Source organism: Saccharothrix xinjiangensis (assembly GCF_039527585.1).
Classification (GTDB): Bacteria; Actinomycetota; Actinomycetes; order Mycobacteriales; family Pseudonocardiaceae; genus Actinosynnema; species Actinosynnema xinjiangensis.
Map to the genome: position 1 here is coordinate 17183 of NZ_BAAAKE010000001.1, position 15448 is coordinate 32630.

Below are 15448 nucleotides of genomic sequence, written 5' to 3' on the forward strand. Positions count from 1 at the left end.
GGGGTGCGGGGTGGGTGCGGGGGCTCTGTGGCGCGGCGCGGTGGTCGTGCTCGCGTTCCTGGTCCTGGTGCTCGGCGTCCTGGTCCTGGTGCCCGGCTGGCTCCACCCGCCGCTCGACCAGGAGGCGTTGCGGGGCGTCGCGGACGCCGAGAAGCGCATCCAGCTGCAACAAGCTCAGGACCAGTTGCGGAACGCCACCCGCTCGACGCTGTTGCAGGCGGTGGCGGGCCTGCTGGTGCTCGCGGGCGCGGCCGCCACGTGGCGGCAGGTCCAGGTCGCCCGCGAGGGCCAGATCACCGAGCGGTTCACCAGGGCCGTCGACCAGATCGGCAGCGACAACGTCGACGTCCGCGTCGGCGGCGTCTACGCCCTGGAGCGGATCGCCCGGAACTCGCCCGCCGACCGCGACACCGTGCAGTTCGTCCTGGGCGCCTTCGTGCGCAACCACGTGCCGCGGGACGCCGGTGAACGCGGGCCCGGCGACGGCCCCGGCGAGCGGCAGCCGTGGTTGCAGCAGCGCCTGCCGGACGTCCAGGCGGTCATGCAGGTGCTGTCCCGGCGTCCCGGGTCGCCCACCGGCGCGCGGCGGCTCGTGCTGTCCCACGTCGACCTGCGCAGCCTGCTGCTCGACCCCGGCTCGCGGCTGTCCGACAGCGTGTTCCGGCACGTGGACCTGTCCCGGGCCTGGCTGGCGGGGACCGACCTGCGGCGCACCGACCTGACGGGCGCCGACCTGCGCCTGGCCAACCTCCGGGACGCCGACCTGCGCGACGCGGTCCTGCGCCGCTCGGCGCTCGGGCAGGCCGACCTGGCGGGGGCCGACCTGTCCGGCGCGGACCTGCGGGGCGCCGACCTGCGGGACGCGGTGCTGGAGCGGACCCGGCTGCGCGGCGCGGTCGCCGACGACGCCACGCGGTGGCCGGCCGGTTTCGACGAACGCCGGCTCGGGACCGACCGGTCCTAGCGCCCCCGGACGACCCCCGGCCCTACTCCCAGGTCGCCGTGTCGGGGTCGATGCCGTGGGCGCGCGCGTCGGCGTCGACGATCCGGCGGAACCACGCGGCGAGGCCCGCGCGGACGCCGTCGTAGTGGGCGGCGTACCCCGGGTCGGTCTCGAACACGCGGCCCAGGCACACCTGCATCCGCCGGGTGAGGGGGAAGTACGAGGAGAAGACCTCGCGGTGCCGCTCGACGAGCCGGTTCGCCTCCGGGCTGCCGGGCGCGACGCCGGCGTCCATCGCGTCCCCGAGGGCGCGGTCGAGGTCGGTGACGGCCTCGGCGACGGCCCGCCACTCCGCCGGGCCGCGGGAGGCCGAGCGCTCGGCGTACTGGTGCCACTGCGCCGTGCCCCCGTAGCGCCGGCGGGCCTCGGCAGGCCAGTCCGGGTCCCACCCCGGGCCGAAGATCGCGGCCTGCTGCTCGGCGGTGAGCAGCGGGCCGCGCTCGTGGGCGTCGATCATCCGGTCCAGCCCGGCGGTGAGGTCCCGGAGGCGGTCGATCCGCTCGGCGACCAGGGCGCGCTGCGCGCGCAGCGCGCCGGGCACGTCCGCGGCCGAGTCGTCCAGGACGGCCCGGATCCGGTCCAGGCCGAGCCCGAGTTCGCGGTAGACGACGATGCGGTGCAGGCGTTCCAGGTCGCCGGCGGTGTAGAGCCGGTACCCGGCGGCCGTGCGCAGCGACGGCCGCGCCAGGCCGATCCCGTCCCAGTGGTGCAGCGCGCGGACCGTCACACCCAGGCGCGTCGAGACCTGGCCGACGGTCAGGCCGTCGTCGGCGGCGGTGTCGGCGGCAGCGGCGTCACGCATGTCCCGCATTGTCGCCGCGATCGACGCCCGGCGGCGTGATGCCGATGGCCGCGAGGTTCTTCGCCTCCGCGCTGCCCGGGTCGAAGGCCTTCGCCGCGGTGAAGACGACCCGCGCGTTCTCGGGGGTGATCACCTCCACGTCGCGGGTGTTCCACGGGGTGTCCCGCGGAGCGCCGACCGAGTCCGGGCGCACCGCGCGACAGGCCTCGACGAGGGGGTCGACCTGGCTCAGCACGCACGCGAAGCTGACGCTCATCGCCGGCACGCTCCCCTCTGCGACGTTCCCCCCTGCGACGTTCCCCTCGGCGACGAGCAGCACGTCCTGGAACGCCCACCGGCGCAGGTGCACGAGCGTGCCGGGAATGCCGAACAGCTCGAAGAACCCGAGCCCGCGGGTCCAGAAATCCACCGAAGCCGCCAAATCGGCCGTGGGGATCGTCACGAACGCGGGCATTCCGTAGATGCCGCGGAACGGCTCCGGCGCGACCGCGCCCGGGCCGGGGTCGGGCACGGGGCTGATCTCGAAAGCGTCGTAGTAGTCACTCACGAGCCCCACTTTCCGGCCTCACGCCGCGTGAGGGTCAAGTCGGGATCCGCGGCGGTCACCGCCGGGCGGCCCTGATCGGCACGACCTGGCCGGACAGCGCCGACTGGTCGTCCTCCTCCTCGACGGCGGGCTCACCGGGCACCACGACCAGCGCGACCTCCTCGGCGATCTCGTCCACGGTGCGGTCGCTGGTGCCGCGCACGACGAGGTCGGCCAGCCACGGCAGCCCGGCCAGGGCCTCGACCCTGGTGATCCGGTGCAGCACCGGCAGCACCACCTGGTCGCCCTCGACCCGCGGCGTCCCGGTCGCGGTCGGCTCGAAGAACCCCGGCGACAGGACCACGACGCCGAACCGGCTGCACGCGAGGCCGCGCTCCAGCCGCTTCGCCAACGAGTCGCCGATGGCCAGCTCGAACTCGTCCAGCCACACCGACGCGCCCCGCGCCCGGAGCGCCTCGGCGAGGGGGCGGGCGACCTCCTCCCGGTCCTCGACGACGTGCAGCACGAACACGTCGCGCAGGCCGTCCGCGACGCCCCGCTCCTGGACCACGCCCAGGTGCGGCTCGGCGTTCACCGGCTGCGCGGACACGGGCGGCAGCTGCTCGGCCAGCCACCTGACGCGCAGGTCCAGGTCACCGGACGCGCTGCCGAGGTCGCCGACGACGCGCCACCGGCCCGGCCACGGCACGGTCAGCTCGAACGGCGACCCGGTCGCCCACCCGCCGACGTAGGCGTACTTCCGGCCGCGCATCATCCGCGCGTAGTTGGGGCCGTCGACGAGGCGCACGCTGGCCGCGGGACCGTCCAGGCTCACCCGCGCCACCGCGCCCGCGGGCTGCCGGGTCGGCTCGGTGCACCAGAACCTGCCCGGCCGGCCCGCCGCGCGGCGCACGTCGCGCGTCCGGCCCAGGCGCAGCAGCAGCCGCCAGTTCGGCGCGGGCCGGAGCACCAGCAGGAGCAGCAGCGCGGTTTCCGCGCCCAGGACCAGCGGCCAGTTCTCGGCGAGCCATTCGAACATGACCGGAGCCCTCTCGGCGGGAATTCACCAAGGGGCCATCCTGGTGAACCCGGGAGCGCGGAGTCAAGGGAGCGCGCGGCGCGCCGGGAACGCCGTTCACGCCGGAAAAGCTACTCGTTCGCCGGGGCCGGCAGCCCGCCCCGGTAGGCGGCGGCCTGGAGCTCGAACAGCTCGAAGTAGTGGCCGCGCAGGGACATCAGCTCCGCGTGCGTGCCCTGCTCCACGATCCGACCCTCGTCGAGCACGACGATCCGGTCGGCGTTGCGGATGTTCGCCAGCCGGTGCGTCACCAGGATCGTGGTGCGGCGCGCGGTCGCCTCGCGCAGCCCCTCGAACACCCGCGCCTCGGCCTTCGCGTCCAGCGCGGCCGTCGGCTCGTCGGCCACCAGCACGGCGGCGTCGCGGTACATGCCCCGGGCGATGCCCATGCGCTGCCACTGGCCGCCGGACAGGTCCTGGCCGTCGTTGAACCGCCGGGACAGCACGGTGTCCGGGCCGCCGGGCAGCGAGGCCAGCACCTCGTCCGCGCCGGACCTCGCCACCGCGTCCCGGTAGGCGTCCTCGTCGTCCCGCTCCAGGCGACCGACCAGCACGTTGTGCCGCGCGGTCATCGGCCACTGCGCCGGGTTCTGCGCGATCACCGCGATCGACGAGTGCACCAGGCCCGGGTCGGCCTCCGCCAGGTCGACGCCGTCCCAGCGGACCGAGCCCGACGTGGCCGGGTAGAGGCCGGTGAGCACCTTGCCCAGGGTGGTCTTGCCCGAGCCGTTCTCGCCGACCAGCGCGACGACCTCGCCCCGCTCCACGGTCAGGTCCACGCCGCGCAGCGCGGGCTTCTTCCCGCCGGGGTAGGTGAACGACACGTCCTCCAGGGTGATCCGCCCCGGGTCGGCGGGCGGCCGGGCCCCGGAGCGCGCCTGGGCCCGCTCCGCGCCCTCGACGAGCAGCTTCTTGTAGAAGTCGATGTAGAAGGAGTCCTCGTAGAGGGAGTTGACGGCGCGGGTCGTGCCGGCCAGCGACGAGAACCCGGTGCGCATGGCCAGCACCGCCGTGGCCGCGAGCGCCAGCTCCAGCTCCCCGGTGTGCAGCAGGAGGAGCAGCACCAGGTAGGCGACGCCCGTGCCGACGCCGGCGAGCGCCCGGCCGACCAGCCGCACGAGGTTGGTGCGGTGCGCCACCCGGACCTCGTCGACGACGAGGCTGTCGGCGATCCGGCGGTGCTCGGCCAGCAGCCGTTCCTGGAGGGCCAGCGCGTGCCGTTCGAGGGCGAAGTCGCGGTCCGTGGCGACCTCCTCCACCACGCCCTTGCGGGTGTTGCGGGTGACCGAGCCGAGGAAGTGCTCGTAGCGCAGCTTGGACGCGCGCGCCGCCGCCCACGCGTTGGCCAGGGCGGCCAGCAGCAGCGCGGGCGCGAGCCACGGGTGGAGCAGGCCGACCGTCACCACCGCCGCCACCAGCGAGATGCCGCCGGAGAGCAGGTCGGCCAGGTAGCGGAGGCTGGACTCCAGCGACCGCACGCCGCGCCGGCCGCCCTGGCGGGCCAGCTCGCGGAAGTCGGCGTCCTCGAACGCGAGCAGCTCGGCCCGCACGAGCACCGCCGTGACCTCGTCGTTCGCCGCCCGGGTGACGCGCGGCCGCAGCGAGCTCTCCACCGCGGCCACGGCCGTGTCGAGCAGCGCGCGGACCACCAGCGAACCCACCACCACGGCCAGCGCGGGCAGCGCCTGGACGACGCGGTCGGGCGTGGGGCCGTCGCGGAGCAGCGCGGTGAACACGTCCGCCGTGGCGAGCAGGCCGAACGCGGTGACGCACCCCGAGGCGACGTGCACCGCGCCCGCGAGCACCGTGAGGCGCGGCGAGGTCGCCCAAGCCAGGCGGCCGACCGCCACCACGGCCGCGGGCAGGCTGCGCAACGCCTTGCCGAGGCTCACCGACACCCCGCCGCGGCGACGGGCCCACTTGGGGGTGGCGACGTTCTCCACCCCGATCAGCACGCTGCTCATCCACCCAGGGAACGGGAAGTCCGCGCGGGCTGCCAACCGCTTTCGCCGTCGGCGCAGGCAGGCGGTTCGGAGGGCCGGAATTGTCGTACCCGGCCGGCAGGATGAAAGCAGGGGGTCCCCAGGGGCGGGGACCCTTGCGAAGCTTGTGGTCGGGCCGGTGGCTGGTGGCCGGGCGGCGGTGGCCAAGCCGGGTTGGTGGTCAGGCCGGGCGGTGGTCAGGCCGGGCGGCGGTCAGGCCGGGCCGGCGGTCGGGCCAGGCCGATGCCCAGGCCAGGCCAGTGGTCAAGCCGGGCCGGTGGCCAGGCCGAGCCGGTGGCCAGGCCGAGCCGGTGGTGAGGCCAGGCCGATGCCCAGGCCAGGCCAGTGGTCAAGTCAGGCCGGCGGTCGGGCCAAGCCGGCGGTCGGGCCAAGCCGGCAGTCGGCGGACGAGGTGGAAGCGGGCTTCCCGGGGCAGCCCCCTGCGGAGCCGACCCGCGCCCCCGGTGAGCCAGATCCCCAATGAGCCAGACCCCCGGTGAACCGGACCGCCGTAGCGGCCCGCCACCCCGACTGCCGAAGGCGTCAGCGCACCATGTCCTTGCGCAGCTCGCGCGGCAGGGCGAAGGCGATCTTCTCGTTCGCCGTGGTGATCTCCTCGACCTGCCCGTAGCCGCGCTCGGCCAGGTGCTTGAGCAGGTCCATCACCAGGATGTCCGGCACCGACGCGCCCGAGGTCACGCCGACCGTGGTGACGCCGTCGAGCCACGCCTCGTCGACCTCGCGCGCGTAGTCGATCAGGTAGGAGGCCCGCGCGCCCGCCTGGAGCGCCACCTCCACCAGCCGCACCGAGTTGGACGAGTTCTTCGACCCCACCACCAGCACCAGGTCGCACTCCGGCGCCATGGTCTTCACCGCGGTCTGCCGGTTGGACGTGGCGTAGCAGATGTCGTCCGACGGCGGCTCCTGGAGGTCCGGGAACCGCTCCTTGAGCTGCCGCACCCGCACCATGGTCTCGTCGACCGACAGCGTGGTCTGGGACAGCCAGACCACCTTGGACGGATCGCGCACCTCGACCTTGTCGACGTCCTCGGCGGTGTCGACGAGCTGGATGTGCTCGGGGGCCTCGCCCTGCGTGCCCTCGACCTCCTCGTGCCCCTCGTGGCCGATGAGCAGGATGTCGTAGTCCTCGCGGGCGAAGCGCTTGGCCTCGTTGTGGACCTTGGTCACCAGCGGGCAGGTGGCGTCGATGGTGCGCAGCGAGCGCGAGGCCGCCTCCTGGTGCACGGCGGGCGACACGCCGTGCGCGGAGAACACCACCAGGGCGCCCTCGGGCACCTCGTCGGTCTCGTCGACGAAGATCGCGCCCCGCGCGGACAGCGTCTCGACGACGTGCTTGTTGTGGACGATCTCCTTGCGCACGTAGACCGGGGCGCCGTACTGCTCCAGCGCCTTCTCCACCGTCACCACGGCACGGTCCACGCCGGCGCAGTAGCCACGCGGCTTCGCCAGGAGCACTCGCTTGTCCATGCGCCCAGGGTACGGCGTGCCAGGTGTAGGCATCCGGCGGCCGACTGCGGCAGGCTGTCACCATGAAGCCACTGCCGCTGCCCGTCCGCCTCGCCGCGGGACTGGCGGCCACCGCCGTCGAGCAGGCCCGCAAGCTGCCGCAACAGCTGGTGGGGCTCCCGGTGACCGTGGTCAGCGAGGCGTTGCAGCTGTCCATGCGGGTCCAGCAGCGGGTGACCGAACTCGCAATCAAGGGCGACGACGTGCTGGCCGTGCTGCGACCGTCCGAGCAGGAGCCCGAGTGGGCGACCTTCGACGAGGACGAGGACGAGGACGCGCACGTAGGCGAGGACGCGGACGAGGGCCGGCGCGAAACCGCGGGCGCGGACCTCCACGTGATCCAGGTCGAGGACGAGGACGAGGACCCGGGCGACGACCTGGACGAGGACCGGGACGGCGCGCGCCCGCCCGCCGAGGACCCGTGGGCCGAGGAGGAGCGGGCGCTGGCCGCCGAGTCGCCCGCGGCGCTGCCGGACTACGACCAGCTGACGCTGCCGCAGCTGCGGGCCCGGTTGCGCACGCTGTCCGAAGCGGACCTGGAGCAGCTGCTCCAGCACGAGCGCACGCACGCCGCGCGCCCCGAGTTCACCGGGATGCTGACGCGGCGCATCGCCAACCTGAAGTCCGGCGGCTGACGGGTGGCCGAGGAGAGGTCCAGCCCGGAGAACCCGTGGCCGGTGCGCACGGTGGCGCGCAAGATCTTCGACTGGATCAACCGCCTGGGTGACGTGTGGGTCGAGGGCCAGGTCACCCAGCTGAGCGCCCGGCCCGGCACGTCGACCGCGTTCCTCACCCTGCGCGACCCCTCGGCGGACATGTCGATGCAGCTCACCGCGCCCGTGGGCGTGGTGCGCGAGCTCCAGCTGGCCGAGGGCAGCCGCGTGGTCGTGCACGGCAAGCCGCACTTCTACCCCAACCGCGGCACGCTGAGCCTGCGCGTGGACGAGATCCGGCAGGTCGGCATCGGCGAGCTGCTGGCCCGGATCGAGCGGCTGAAGAAGCTGCTGGCCGCGGAGGGCCTGTTCGACCCGCGGCGCAAGCGCAGGCCGCCGTTCCTGCCGAACAAGATCGGCCTCATCACCGGCCGCGCGTCGGCCGCGGAGCGGGACGTGCTGACCAACGCGCACGCGCGGTGGCCGGGCGCGCGGTTCCGGGTGGTGAACGTGGCCGTCCAGGGCGTGTCGGCCGTGCCGCAGATCCTCACCGCACTGTCGACACTGGACCACGACTCCGAAGTGGACGTCATCGTGCTGGCCCGCGGCGGCGGCAGCGTGGAGGACCTGCTGCCGTTCTCGGACGAGGCGCTGTGCCGGGCGGTGGCGACCTGCCGCACGCCGGTGCTGTCGGCGATCGGGCACGAGCCGGACGCGCCGCTGGTGGACCACGTCGCGGACCTGCGCTGCTCCACGCCGACCGACGCGGGCAAGCGGGTGGTGCCGGACGTGGCGGAGGAGGCCCAGCGCGTCCGCCAGATGCGCGACCGGGGCCGCCGCGCCCTGCGCGCCTGGGTGGACCGCGAGGAGAAGCTGCTGGCGTCGCTGCGGACCAGGCCGGCGCTGGCCGACCCGCACGGCCCGCTGGACCGGCGCGCCGAGGACGTGGACCGGCTGCGGGAGCGGGCCCGGCGCGCGGTGCGCAACCGGCTCGACTCGGAGACGACGGGCCTGACCGCCACGCGCGCCCGCTTGACGACCCTCGGGCCTGCCGCCACGCTGGCCCGGGGATACGCGGTGGTGCAGCTCGTCACGCCCGACGGCGAGGTGGACGGGGTGCTCCGGTCGACCTCGCAGGCGCCCCCGGGCGCCCGGCTGCGGGTGCGCGTGGCCGACGGCGCGGTGCACGCGGTGGTCACCACCGACGACGGTGGCGGCGACGCGGCACGAGCCGGCCAGGCCGGCGACCGGGCACGAGCCGGCGAGAACGGCGACCGGGCACGAGACGGCGACCCGGCACGCGCCGACGAGGACGGCGGTCCGGCGCACGCCGGCGGAGACAGCGGAGACAGCGGTCGGGAGGAAGGAGGCGGTGGTGCCGAACCCGGCACGTGAGCCCACGTTCCTGCCCTTGACGATGGCCGCCGCGAACGAGGCGGACGACGAGGGCGCGCGCAGCGTGCGCGACCGGGCGGAATCGGCCGACCGGGCCGCGGCCGACTGCTGGCTGGCCCTGGTGGCCGGCTGCACGTCCGGCAGGCAGGCCCTGGTCGACCGCCTGCACGACCTGTCCGAGGCGACCTGCGGCTACGCGGGGACGCGGTGGTGGGCGGGTCGCGGGTCGGTGCACGGCACGCGCGTCGCGGCCGCCGAGCACCGCATCGACGACGCGGTGCGCGAGGGCGACGGCGCGGAGTTCGCCGAGGCGTTCATCGGCTACGACCAGGCGGTGGCCACGGTCGTGGCCCACGTACGGAGCAGAGTGGGGAAGTCGGTCACGTGAGCAAGCCCGCAACCGGGGAGCAGGACGTCGAGGAACTGGGCTACGAGCAGGCCAGGGACGACCTGGTGGAGGTGGTCCGCAGGTTGGAGGCCGGCGGCCTGTCGCTGGACGAGTCGCTGAGGTTGTGGGAGCGGGGCGAGGCCCTGGCGAAGACCTGCGAGCGGCTGCTCGCGGGCGCCCGCGAGCGGATCGATCAAGCACTGAGTGTGACCGAGGAGGACGTGGCCGAGGTGTGACGACGTGCGAGGATTGGCCTACCGCCCGGTAATCCACGCCGGTCGGTGACCAGTCCGGCAGCCGCACCAGGGAGCGCCACATGACCAGCAGCCCGTCCGAGCGTCGTCGCGAAGCACCCGACCGGAACCTCGCGCTGGAGCTCGTCCGGGTGACCGAGGCGGCCGCGATGGCCGCCGGGCGCTGGGTCGGCCGCGGCGACAAGAACGGCGGCGACGGCGCGGCCGTGGACGCCATGCGCAAGCTCATCGGCACCGTCTCGATGCGGGGCGTCGTGGTGATCGGCGAGGGCGAGAAGGACGAGGCGCCCATGCTGTTCAACGGCGAGGAGGTCGGCGACGGCAACGGGCCGGAGTGCGACGTGGCCGTCGACCCGATCGACGGCACCACGCTGATGGCCAAGGGCATGCCGAACGCGCTGGCCGTGCTCGCGGTGGCCGAGCGCGGCGCGATGTTCGACCCGTCCGCGGTGTTCTACATGGAGAAGCTGGCCACCGGGCCGGAGGCGGCGGACGTCATCGACATCACCGCGCCGATCGGGGAGAACGTCAGGCGGGTCGCCAAGGCCAAGCACAGCGACGTGTCCGACGTGGTCGTGTGCGTCCTGGACCGGCCGCGGCACGAGTCGATCGTGCGGGACGTGCGCGCGGCGGGCGCCCGCGTCCACTTCATCTCCGACGGCGACGTGGCGGGCGCGATCTCGGCGGCCCGCCCGAACACCGCCATCGACCTGCTGGTGGGCATCGGCGGCACGCCCGAGGGCATCATCGCGGCGGCGGCGCTGAAGTGCATGGGCGGCTCGATCCAGGGCAGGCTGTGGCCGAAGGACGACGAGGAGCGGGCCAGGGCGCTGGACGCCGGGCACGACCTCGACCGGGTCCTGACCACCGACGACCTGGTGCGCGGCGACAACGTGTTCTTCTGCGCGACCGGCGTCACGGACGGCGACCTGGTGCGCGGCGTGCGCTACCGGGCGGGCGGCTGCACCACCCAGTCGATCGTGATGCGCTCCAAGTCCGGCACGGTGCGCATGATCGACGGGTTCCACCGGATGGACAAGCTCCGCGAGTACGCCTCGGTGGACTTCGACGTCCCGGCGGGCAGCCCGGACGCCCTGCCGCCGCTGCCCTGACCGCGGCCCCGCGCCGCGGCCCCGGACCGGCGAACGGCCGGCGCGCGGGCGGTTGTCAACTGTCAATCCGCGTAACCGGCCGATCGGCTGTGTTGATCACGCTGCGTTCATCCCTAGTTTCCGATCTGTCGCCGGCAACCCTGCGCCGGTGACGGAGAGGAAGCGATGAAGGTACGTACCCTGTTCACCGCCTTCGCGGTGGCGATCGGCGCGGCGCTCGCGGGCGCGGCCGGGGCGGCGGCGGCCCCGGCGGCGGACGGCGAGGTCACCCCGTTCATCGTGGGCGGCGGCAACGCCACGCAGACCTACTCGTTCATGGTCTCCCTGCAGAGCACCTCGGGTAGCCACTTCTGCGGCGGTTCGCTGATCAAGGCCAACTGGGTCGCCACGGCCAAGCACTGCGTGCAGGGCCGCTCGGCGTCCTCGATCCGGGCCCGCATCGGCACGACCAACCGCACCAGCGGCGGCACGGTCGCGTCGGGCGCCCAGATCGTCAACCACCCGAGCTACGACTTCGCCCTCGTGCGCCTGTCCACCTCGGTGAGCCAGACCCCGATCACGATCGCGTCCTCCTCGGGCGCGTCCGGCACCGCCACCCGCATCATCGGCTGGGGCCAGACCTGCGCCCCGGCGGGCGGCTGCGGCGCGCCGGTCACGCTCCAGGAGCTGAACACCTCGATCGTGGCCGACGGCAACTGCCAGGGCATCTACGGCTCGTACGAGATCTGCACCAACAACCCCGGTGGCCGGGCGGGCGCCTGCTACGGCGACTCGGGCGGCCCGCAGATCAAGTCGGTCGGCGGCACGTGGCAGCTGATCGGCGCCACCAGCCGCGCGGGCAACAACAGCTCCACCTGCGCCACCGGCCCGTCGATCTACATGGACGTGCCGGCGTTCCGCTCGTGGATCGGCCAGTACGCGGGCGCGGTCTGACCGCACCCCGCGACGGCGTTCGAGGGCCGTCCCACCTCCGGGTGGGGCGGCCCTTCCCGATTCGTTACCGGGTGGACTGCAACGGAGCGCGCCACGGGGGCGTCACCAAGGTGTCACCAGCACGAACCCGGGGGTGCGCGATGCGCAAGAAGACACTGACCGCGATGGCTCTCCTGGCGGTGGTCCCGTTCCTGGCCACCGCCTGCGGCACGGCCGGCCCGACCGCCGCACCGTCCACTTCGGACTCGACGGTGTCGTCCGCGCCCGCCGAGGGGTCCGGCCGGGTCGCGCCGGGCACGCCCGCCGAGCCGACCCCGACCACGACCACCCCGCAGCCCCAGCCCGCGCCGCCGCCCCCGCCGATGACCGTGCCCGGCACCCCGTGCGACATCGCCGACGGCGCGTGCGTGCGGTTGTCCACCAAGGAGTCCTGGCTGATCAGCGACGGCCGGGTGAGCTACGGCCCGGTGCCGATCACCTCCGGCCGCCCCGGCCACGAGACGCCGGTGGGCACGTTCCCGGTGCTGTGGAAGGTCCGCGACGACTGGAGCCGCCCCTACAACGCGCCCATGCCGTTCTCCACCTACTTCGTGAGCAACGGCATCGCGTTCCACGAGGGCAGCCTCACCGACCCGTCGCACGGGTGCGTGCACCTGTCGCGCGAGGCCGCCTCGAAGTACTTCGAGGCGCTCCAGGTCGGCGCGGAGGTCCAGGTGACCGCTTGAGAACATGAGCGGTTTGGGTCGCACCTACCCCGGGGTAGCCGAAGGGCGAGGGGTGATTCGAGATGAAGAAGACGCTCGGTACTGCGACAGTCGCAGCGGCCGCGGCGGCCTTGTCCTTCGGCCTCGCGGCACCCGCCAACGCTTCCACCGGCACGCCCTGCTCCATCCGGAACGGCGCGTGCGTGCAGTTGTCCACGAACCAGGCGTGGCTGATCTACAACGGTAGTGCCAGCTATGGGCCCGTAGCGGCGTCCCACGGCATGCCGGGGTACGAGACCCCGGTCGGCACGTACCCGGTGCTGCGCAAGGTGAAGGACGACTGGAGCGTTCCCTACAACGGGCCGATGCCCAACTCGGTGTACTTCACCACGAGCGGCATCGCGTTCCACCAGGGTGACACCTCGCAGAAGTCGCACGGCTGCGTGCGACTGGGCCCGCAGGAGTCGTTGACGTTCTACGACAACCTCTTCCCGGGCGAGCAGGTGCAGGTGGTGGCCTGACCCTTCCGGTATCGGGTCCCCCGCTCCCTCCTCGGAGGGAGCGGGGGACCTCCTGTGGCGGAAAGTCCGACCGGCGTCGCCGGGAGCTCAGCCGGCGTTGCTGGAGTGGCCGGGGAACAGGTGCGCCCCCGGGTCGAGCAGCACCGCGATGTTGTTGACGGCGGTGGCGGCCTCACCGAAGCCGGTGGCGATCAGCTTCACCTTGCCGGGGTACTGGGCGACGTCGCCCGCCGCGTAGACGCGGTCGCGGGCGGTGCGCATGGTGGTGTCCACCAGGACCGCCCGGTGGTCCAGCTCCAGGCCCCACGACTCGATGGGCCCGAGGTCGGCGGTGAAGCCCAGCGCGGCGACCACGGCCTGCGCGGGCAGCACCTTCCGGCCGCCGCCCTTGAGGCCCAGCTCCACCTCCGCCAGCTCCGGGTCGCCGCGCAGCTCCAGCACCTCGGCGTCGGTGATGATCGGCACGCCGAGGTCGCGCACCTGCCGCACGGTCGGCGGGTGGGCGCGGAAGGTGGCGCGGCGGTGCACGACGGTGACGCTCGCCGCGATCGGGGCCAGGGCCAGCGCCCAGTCGAACGCCGAGTCCCCGCCGCCGACGACCACCACGTGCTGCCCGGTGTGCGCGGCGAGGGCGGGCACGAAGTGGACCACGCCCCGGCCGAGCCAGCCGTCGCCGGCGGGCAGCGGGCGCGGCGTGAACTCGCCCATGCCGGCCGTGATGAGCACCGCGCGCGCCTTGACCACGGCGCCGTCGGCCAGGCCGACGTGCAGCCGGTCGTCCACAGTGGACAGCGTGCGGGCCTGGCGGCCGAGCAGGTAGGCCGGCTTCCACTGGTCGGCCTGCCGCACCAGCCCGTCGACCAGCTCGCGCCCGCGCACGGCCGGGAACCCGGCCACGTCGAAGATCATCTTCTCCGGGTACATCGCGGTGATCTGACCACCCGCCTCGGGCAGCGCGTCGACCAGCGCGACGGACAGGTCCCGGAAACCCGCGTAATAGGCGGCGAACAACCCCGTGGGGCCCGCACCGACGATGAGCAGGTCGACCTCAAGGTCCATGAGGACGACCATAGGTGTTCCGCGCCACCGTGCCCAGTTAGGCAAGGCGGTCCAAACTCGGTGTCATGGGCGAACAGGAGTACCGCGTCGAGCACGACACCATGGGCGAGGTCCGGGTGCCGGTCGACGCGCTGTGGCGTGCGCAGACTCAGCGCGCGGTGGAGAACTTCCCGATCTCGGGGCGCGGTCTGGAGCGCGCGCAGATCAGGGCGCTGGGCCTGCTCAAGGCGGCCGCGGCGCGGGTGAACGAGCGGCTGGGGGTGCTGGAACCCGAAGTGGCGGGCGCCATCGCGGCCGCCGCCGACGAGGTGGCCGCGGGCGAGCACGACGCGCACTTCCCGGTGGACGTGTTCCAGACCGGGTCGGGCACCTCGTCGAACATGAACGCCAACGAGGTGATCGCGACCCTGGCGAGCCGGGCTCTCGGCCGGGACGTGCACCCCAACGACCACGTCAACGCCTCGCAGTCGTCCAACGACACGTTCCCGACGACCCTGCGGATCGCCGCGACCGAGGCCGTGGCGCGCGACGTGGTCCCGGCCCTGGAGCACCTGGCGGAGGTCCTGGAGGCCCGCGCCGCGGACTGGAAGTCGCTGGTCAAGTCGGGCCGCACGCACCTGATGGACGCCGTGCCGGTCACCCTGGGCCAGGAGGTGGGGGCGTGGGCCACCCAGGTCCGCAACGGCGTCGAGCGGCTGACCGCCTCCCTGCCCCGCCTGGCGGAGCTGCCGATCGGCGGCACGGCCGTGGGCAGCGGCCTGAACGCGCCCGCGGGCTTCGGCGCGGCCGTCTCGGCGGAGCTGGCCGGGATCACCGGCCTGCCGCTGACCGAGGCGCGCGACCACTTCGAGGCCCAGGCCACCCAGGACGGCGTGGTCGAGGTGTCCGGCCAGCTCCGGGCGACCGCCGTGGGCCTCTACAAGATCGCCAACGACCTGCGCTGGCTGGGCTCCGGCCCCCGCACCGGCCTGGGCGAGCTGGCGCTGCCGGACCTCCAGCCGGGCTCGTCGATCATGCCGGGCAAGGTCAACCCGGTGATCCCCGAGGCGGTGATGATGGTGGTCGCCCAGGTCATCGGCAACGACGCCACCGTCGCGTTCGCCGGCTCGCAGGGCAACTTCCAGCTGAACGTGATGCTGCCGGTCATCGCCCGCAACGCCCTGGAGTCGGCCCGCCTGCTGGCCTCCGCCTCCCGCCTGCTGGCCGACAAGGTCCTGGTCGGCGCCGAACCGCAGGTGGACCGGATGCGCGAGTACGCCGAGTCCTCGCCCTCCATCGTCACCCCCCTGAACCGCCACCTCGGCTACGAGGAGGCCGCCTCGATCGCCAAGCAGTCCCTCAAGGAGCGCAAGACCATCCGCGAGGTGGTCCTGGAACGCGGCCACGTCCCCGCCAAGCTCACCGAACGCCAACTGGACGAGGCCCTGGACGTCCTCCGCATGGCCACCGGCACCCCCTGACCCCCCGCGTGTCCTCCACTCGGACATCGCGTGTCCTCCACCCAGGCATCG

The 15448-nt window shown here is 73.9% G+C and carries 16 protein-coding genes; 10 read left to right on the top strand and 6 right to left on the bottom strand.

Features of this window, described 5'->3' with window-relative positions; translation table 11 throughout:
* The first annotated feature begins 10 nt into the window (after nt 1-10).
* On the top strand, nt 11-964 hold the full coding sequence (locus ABD223_RS00080; RefSeq protein WP_344033685.1) for a pentapeptide repeat-containing protein: 954 nt from the start codon (nt 11-13) through the stop codon (nt 962-964).
* A gap of 22 nt (nt 965-986) precedes the next feature.
* Here the strand turns inward: ABD223_RS00080 and ABD223_RS00085 are convergent, their stop codons facing one another.
* The 5 genes from ABD223_RS00085 to ABD223_RS00105 all read right to left on the bottom strand — a co-directional run bounded on the left by ABD223_RS00085 (nt 987) and on the right by ABD223_RS00105 (nt 6879).
* A complete protein-coding gene (locus ABD223_RS00085; RefSeq protein WP_344033686.1) occupies nt 987-1805 on the bottom strand; it encodes a MerR family transcriptional regulator in 819 nt (272 codons plus the stop codon).
* Nucleotides 1798-2352 (bottom strand): VOC family protein, encoded by a 555-nt coding sequence (locus tag ABD223_RS00090; protein WP_344033687.1) that lies wholly within the window; start codon nt 2350-2352, stop codon nt 1798-1800. Before ABD223_RS00090 ends, ABD223_RS00085 begins: the two co-directional genes overlap by 8 nt.
* Before the next feature lie 55 nt (nt 2353-2407).
* Nucleotides 2408-3370, bottom strand: coding sequence for a DUF1883 domain-containing protein (locus ABD223_RS00095; RefSeq protein WP_344033688.1), 963 nt, complete (start codon nt 3368-3370; stop codon nt 2408-2410).
* A 110-nt stretch (nt 3371-3480) separates the two neighbouring features.
* Nucleotides 3481-5373, bottom strand: coding sequence for an ABC transporter ATP-binding protein (locus ABD223_RS00100; RefSeq protein ID WP_344033689.1), 1893 nt, complete (start codon nt 5371-5373; stop codon nt 3481-3483).
* Nucleotides 5374-5934: 561 nt separating this feature from the next.
* Nucleotides 5935-6879: a 4-hydroxy-3-methylbut-2-enyl diphosphate reductase gene (locus ABD223_RS00105; RefSeq protein WP_344033690.1), complete on the bottom strand. Its 945-nt coding sequence runs from the start codon at nt 6877-6879 to the stop codon at nt 5935-5937.
* Between the two features lie 62 nt (nt 6880-6941).
* Here ABD223_RS00105 and ABD223_RS00110 point away from each other — a divergent pair, with 62 nt between their 5' ends.
* The 8 genes from ABD223_RS00110 to ABD223_RS00145 all read left to right on the top strand — a co-directional run bounded on the left by ABD223_RS00110 (nt 6942) and on the right by ABD223_RS00145 (nt 12878).
* The gene (locus ABD223_RS00110) at nt 6942-7553 is read left to right on the top strand and encodes a lipid droplet-associated protein (protein ID WP_344033691.1); all 612 of its coding nucleotides are present in this window, start codon (nt 6942-6944) and stop codon (nt 7551-7553) included.
* A gap of 3 nt (nt 7554-7556) precedes the next feature.
* Nucleotides 7557-8966 carry an exodeoxyribonuclease VII large subunit gene (gene xseA / locus ABD223_RS00115; protein WP_344033692.1) on the top strand — a complete coding sequence of 470 codons (1410 nt, stop codon included), beginning with the start codon at nt 7557-7559 and terminating at the stop codon, nt 8964-8966.
* Nucleotides 8947-9354, top strand: coding sequence for a sugar ABC transporter substrate-binding protein (locus ABD223_RS00120; protein ID WP_344033693.1), 408 nt, complete (start codon nt 8947-8949; stop codon nt 9352-9354). The genes xseA and ABD223_RS00120 overlap by 20 nt, the downstream gene beginning before the upstream one ends.
* The gene (locus tag ABD223_RS00125) at nt 9351-9590 is read left to right on the top strand and encodes an exodeoxyribonuclease VII small subunit (RefSeq protein WP_344033694.1); all 240 of its coding nucleotides are present in this window, start codon (nt 9351-9353) and stop codon (nt 9588-9590) included. The genes ABD223_RS00120 and ABD223_RS00125 overlap by 4 nt, the downstream gene beginning before the upstream one ends.
* 80 nt (nt 9591-9670) lie before the next feature.
* On the top strand, nt 9671-10720 hold the full coding sequence (glpX, locus tag ABD223_RS00130) for a class II fructose-bisphosphatase (protein ID WP_344033695.1): 1050 nt from the start codon (nt 9671-9673) through the stop codon (nt 10718-10720).
* Between the two features lie 165 nt (nt 10721-10885).
* Nucleotides 10886-11653, top strand: a complete 768-nt coding sequence (locus ABD223_RS00135) for a S1 family peptidase (protein WP_344033696.1) — start codon at nt 10886-10888, stop codon at nt 11651-11653.
* 140 nt (nt 11654-11793) lie between these two features.
* Entirely contained in the window at nt 11794-12378 is a 585-nt protein-coding gene (locus tag ABD223_RS00140) for a L,D-transpeptidase (protein ID WP_344033697.1), read from the top strand.
* Between the two features lie 62 nt (nt 12379-12440).
* The gene (locus ABD223_RS00145) at nt 12441-12878 is read left to right on the top strand and encodes a L,D-transpeptidase (RefSeq protein ID WP_344033698.1); all 438 of its coding nucleotides are present in this window, start codon (nt 12441-12443) and stop codon (nt 12876-12878) included.
* An 87-nt stretch (nt 12879-12965) separates the two neighbouring features.
* Here ABD223_RS00145 and ABD223_RS00150 read toward each other — a convergent pair whose 3' ends face one another.
* On the bottom strand, nt 12966-13937 hold the full coding sequence (locus tag ABD223_RS00150) for an NAD(P)/FAD-dependent oxidoreductase (RefSeq protein ID WP_344033699.1): 972 nt from the start codon (nt 13935-13937) through the stop codon (nt 12966-12968).
* Between the two features lie 65 nt (nt 13938-14002).
* On the opposite strand from ABD223_RS00150, the gene ABD223_RS00155 reads away from it, so the two are divergent.
* Nucleotides 14003-15397 carry a class II fumarate hydratase gene (locus ABD223_RS00155; RefSeq protein ID WP_344033700.1) on the top strand — a complete coding sequence of 465 codons (1395 nt, stop codon included), beginning with the start codon at nt 14003-14005 and terminating at the stop codon, nt 15395-15397.
* The last annotated feature ends 51 nt before the right edge of the window (nt 15398-15448 follow it).

Coding starts and splice junctions, on each gene's coding strand:
- ABD223_RS00085 (WP_344033686.1), bottom strand. CDS start 1,805: ATGCGTGACGCCGCTGCCGCCGACACCGCCGCCGACGACGGCCTGACC.
- ABD223_RS00095 (WP_344033688.1), bottom strand. CDS start 3,370: ATGTTCGAATGGCTCGCCGAGAACTGGCCGCTGGTCCTGGGCGCGGAA.
- ABD223_RS00100 (WP_344033689.1), bottom strand. CDS start 5,373: ATGAGCAGCGTGCTGATCGGGGTGGAGAACGTCGCCACCCCCAAGTGG.
- ABD223_RS00105 (WP_344033690.1), bottom strand. CDS start 6,879: ATGGACAAGCGAGTGCTCCTGGCGAAGCCGCGTGGCTACTGCGCCGGC.
- ABD223_RS00110 (WP_344033691.1), top strand. CDS start 6,942: ATGAAGCCACTGCCGCTGCCCGTCCGCCTCGCCGCGGGACTGGCGGCC.
- glpX (WP_344033695.1), top strand. CDS start 9,671: ATGACCAGCAGCCCGTCCGAGCGTCGTCGCGAAGCACCCGACCGGAAC.
- ABD223_RS00135 (WP_344033696.1), top strand. CDS start 10,886: ATGAAGGTACGTACCCTGTTCACCGCCTTCGCGGTGGCGATCGGCGCG.
- ABD223_RS00140 (WP_344033697.1), top strand. CDS start 11,794: ATGCGCAAGAAGACACTGACCGCGATGGCTCTCCTGGCGGTGGTCCCG.
- ABD223_RS00145 (WP_344033698.1), top strand. CDS start 12,441: ATGAAGAAGACGCTCGGTACTGCGACAGTCGCAGCGGCCGCGGCGGCC.
- ABD223_RS00150 (WP_344033699.1), bottom strand. CDS start 13,937: ATGGACCTTGAGGTCGACCTGCTCATCGTCGGTGCGGGCCCCACGGGG.
- ABD223_RS00155 (WP_344033700.1), top strand. CDS start 14,003: ATGGGCGAACAGGAGTACCGCGTCGAGCACGACACCATGGGCGAGGTC.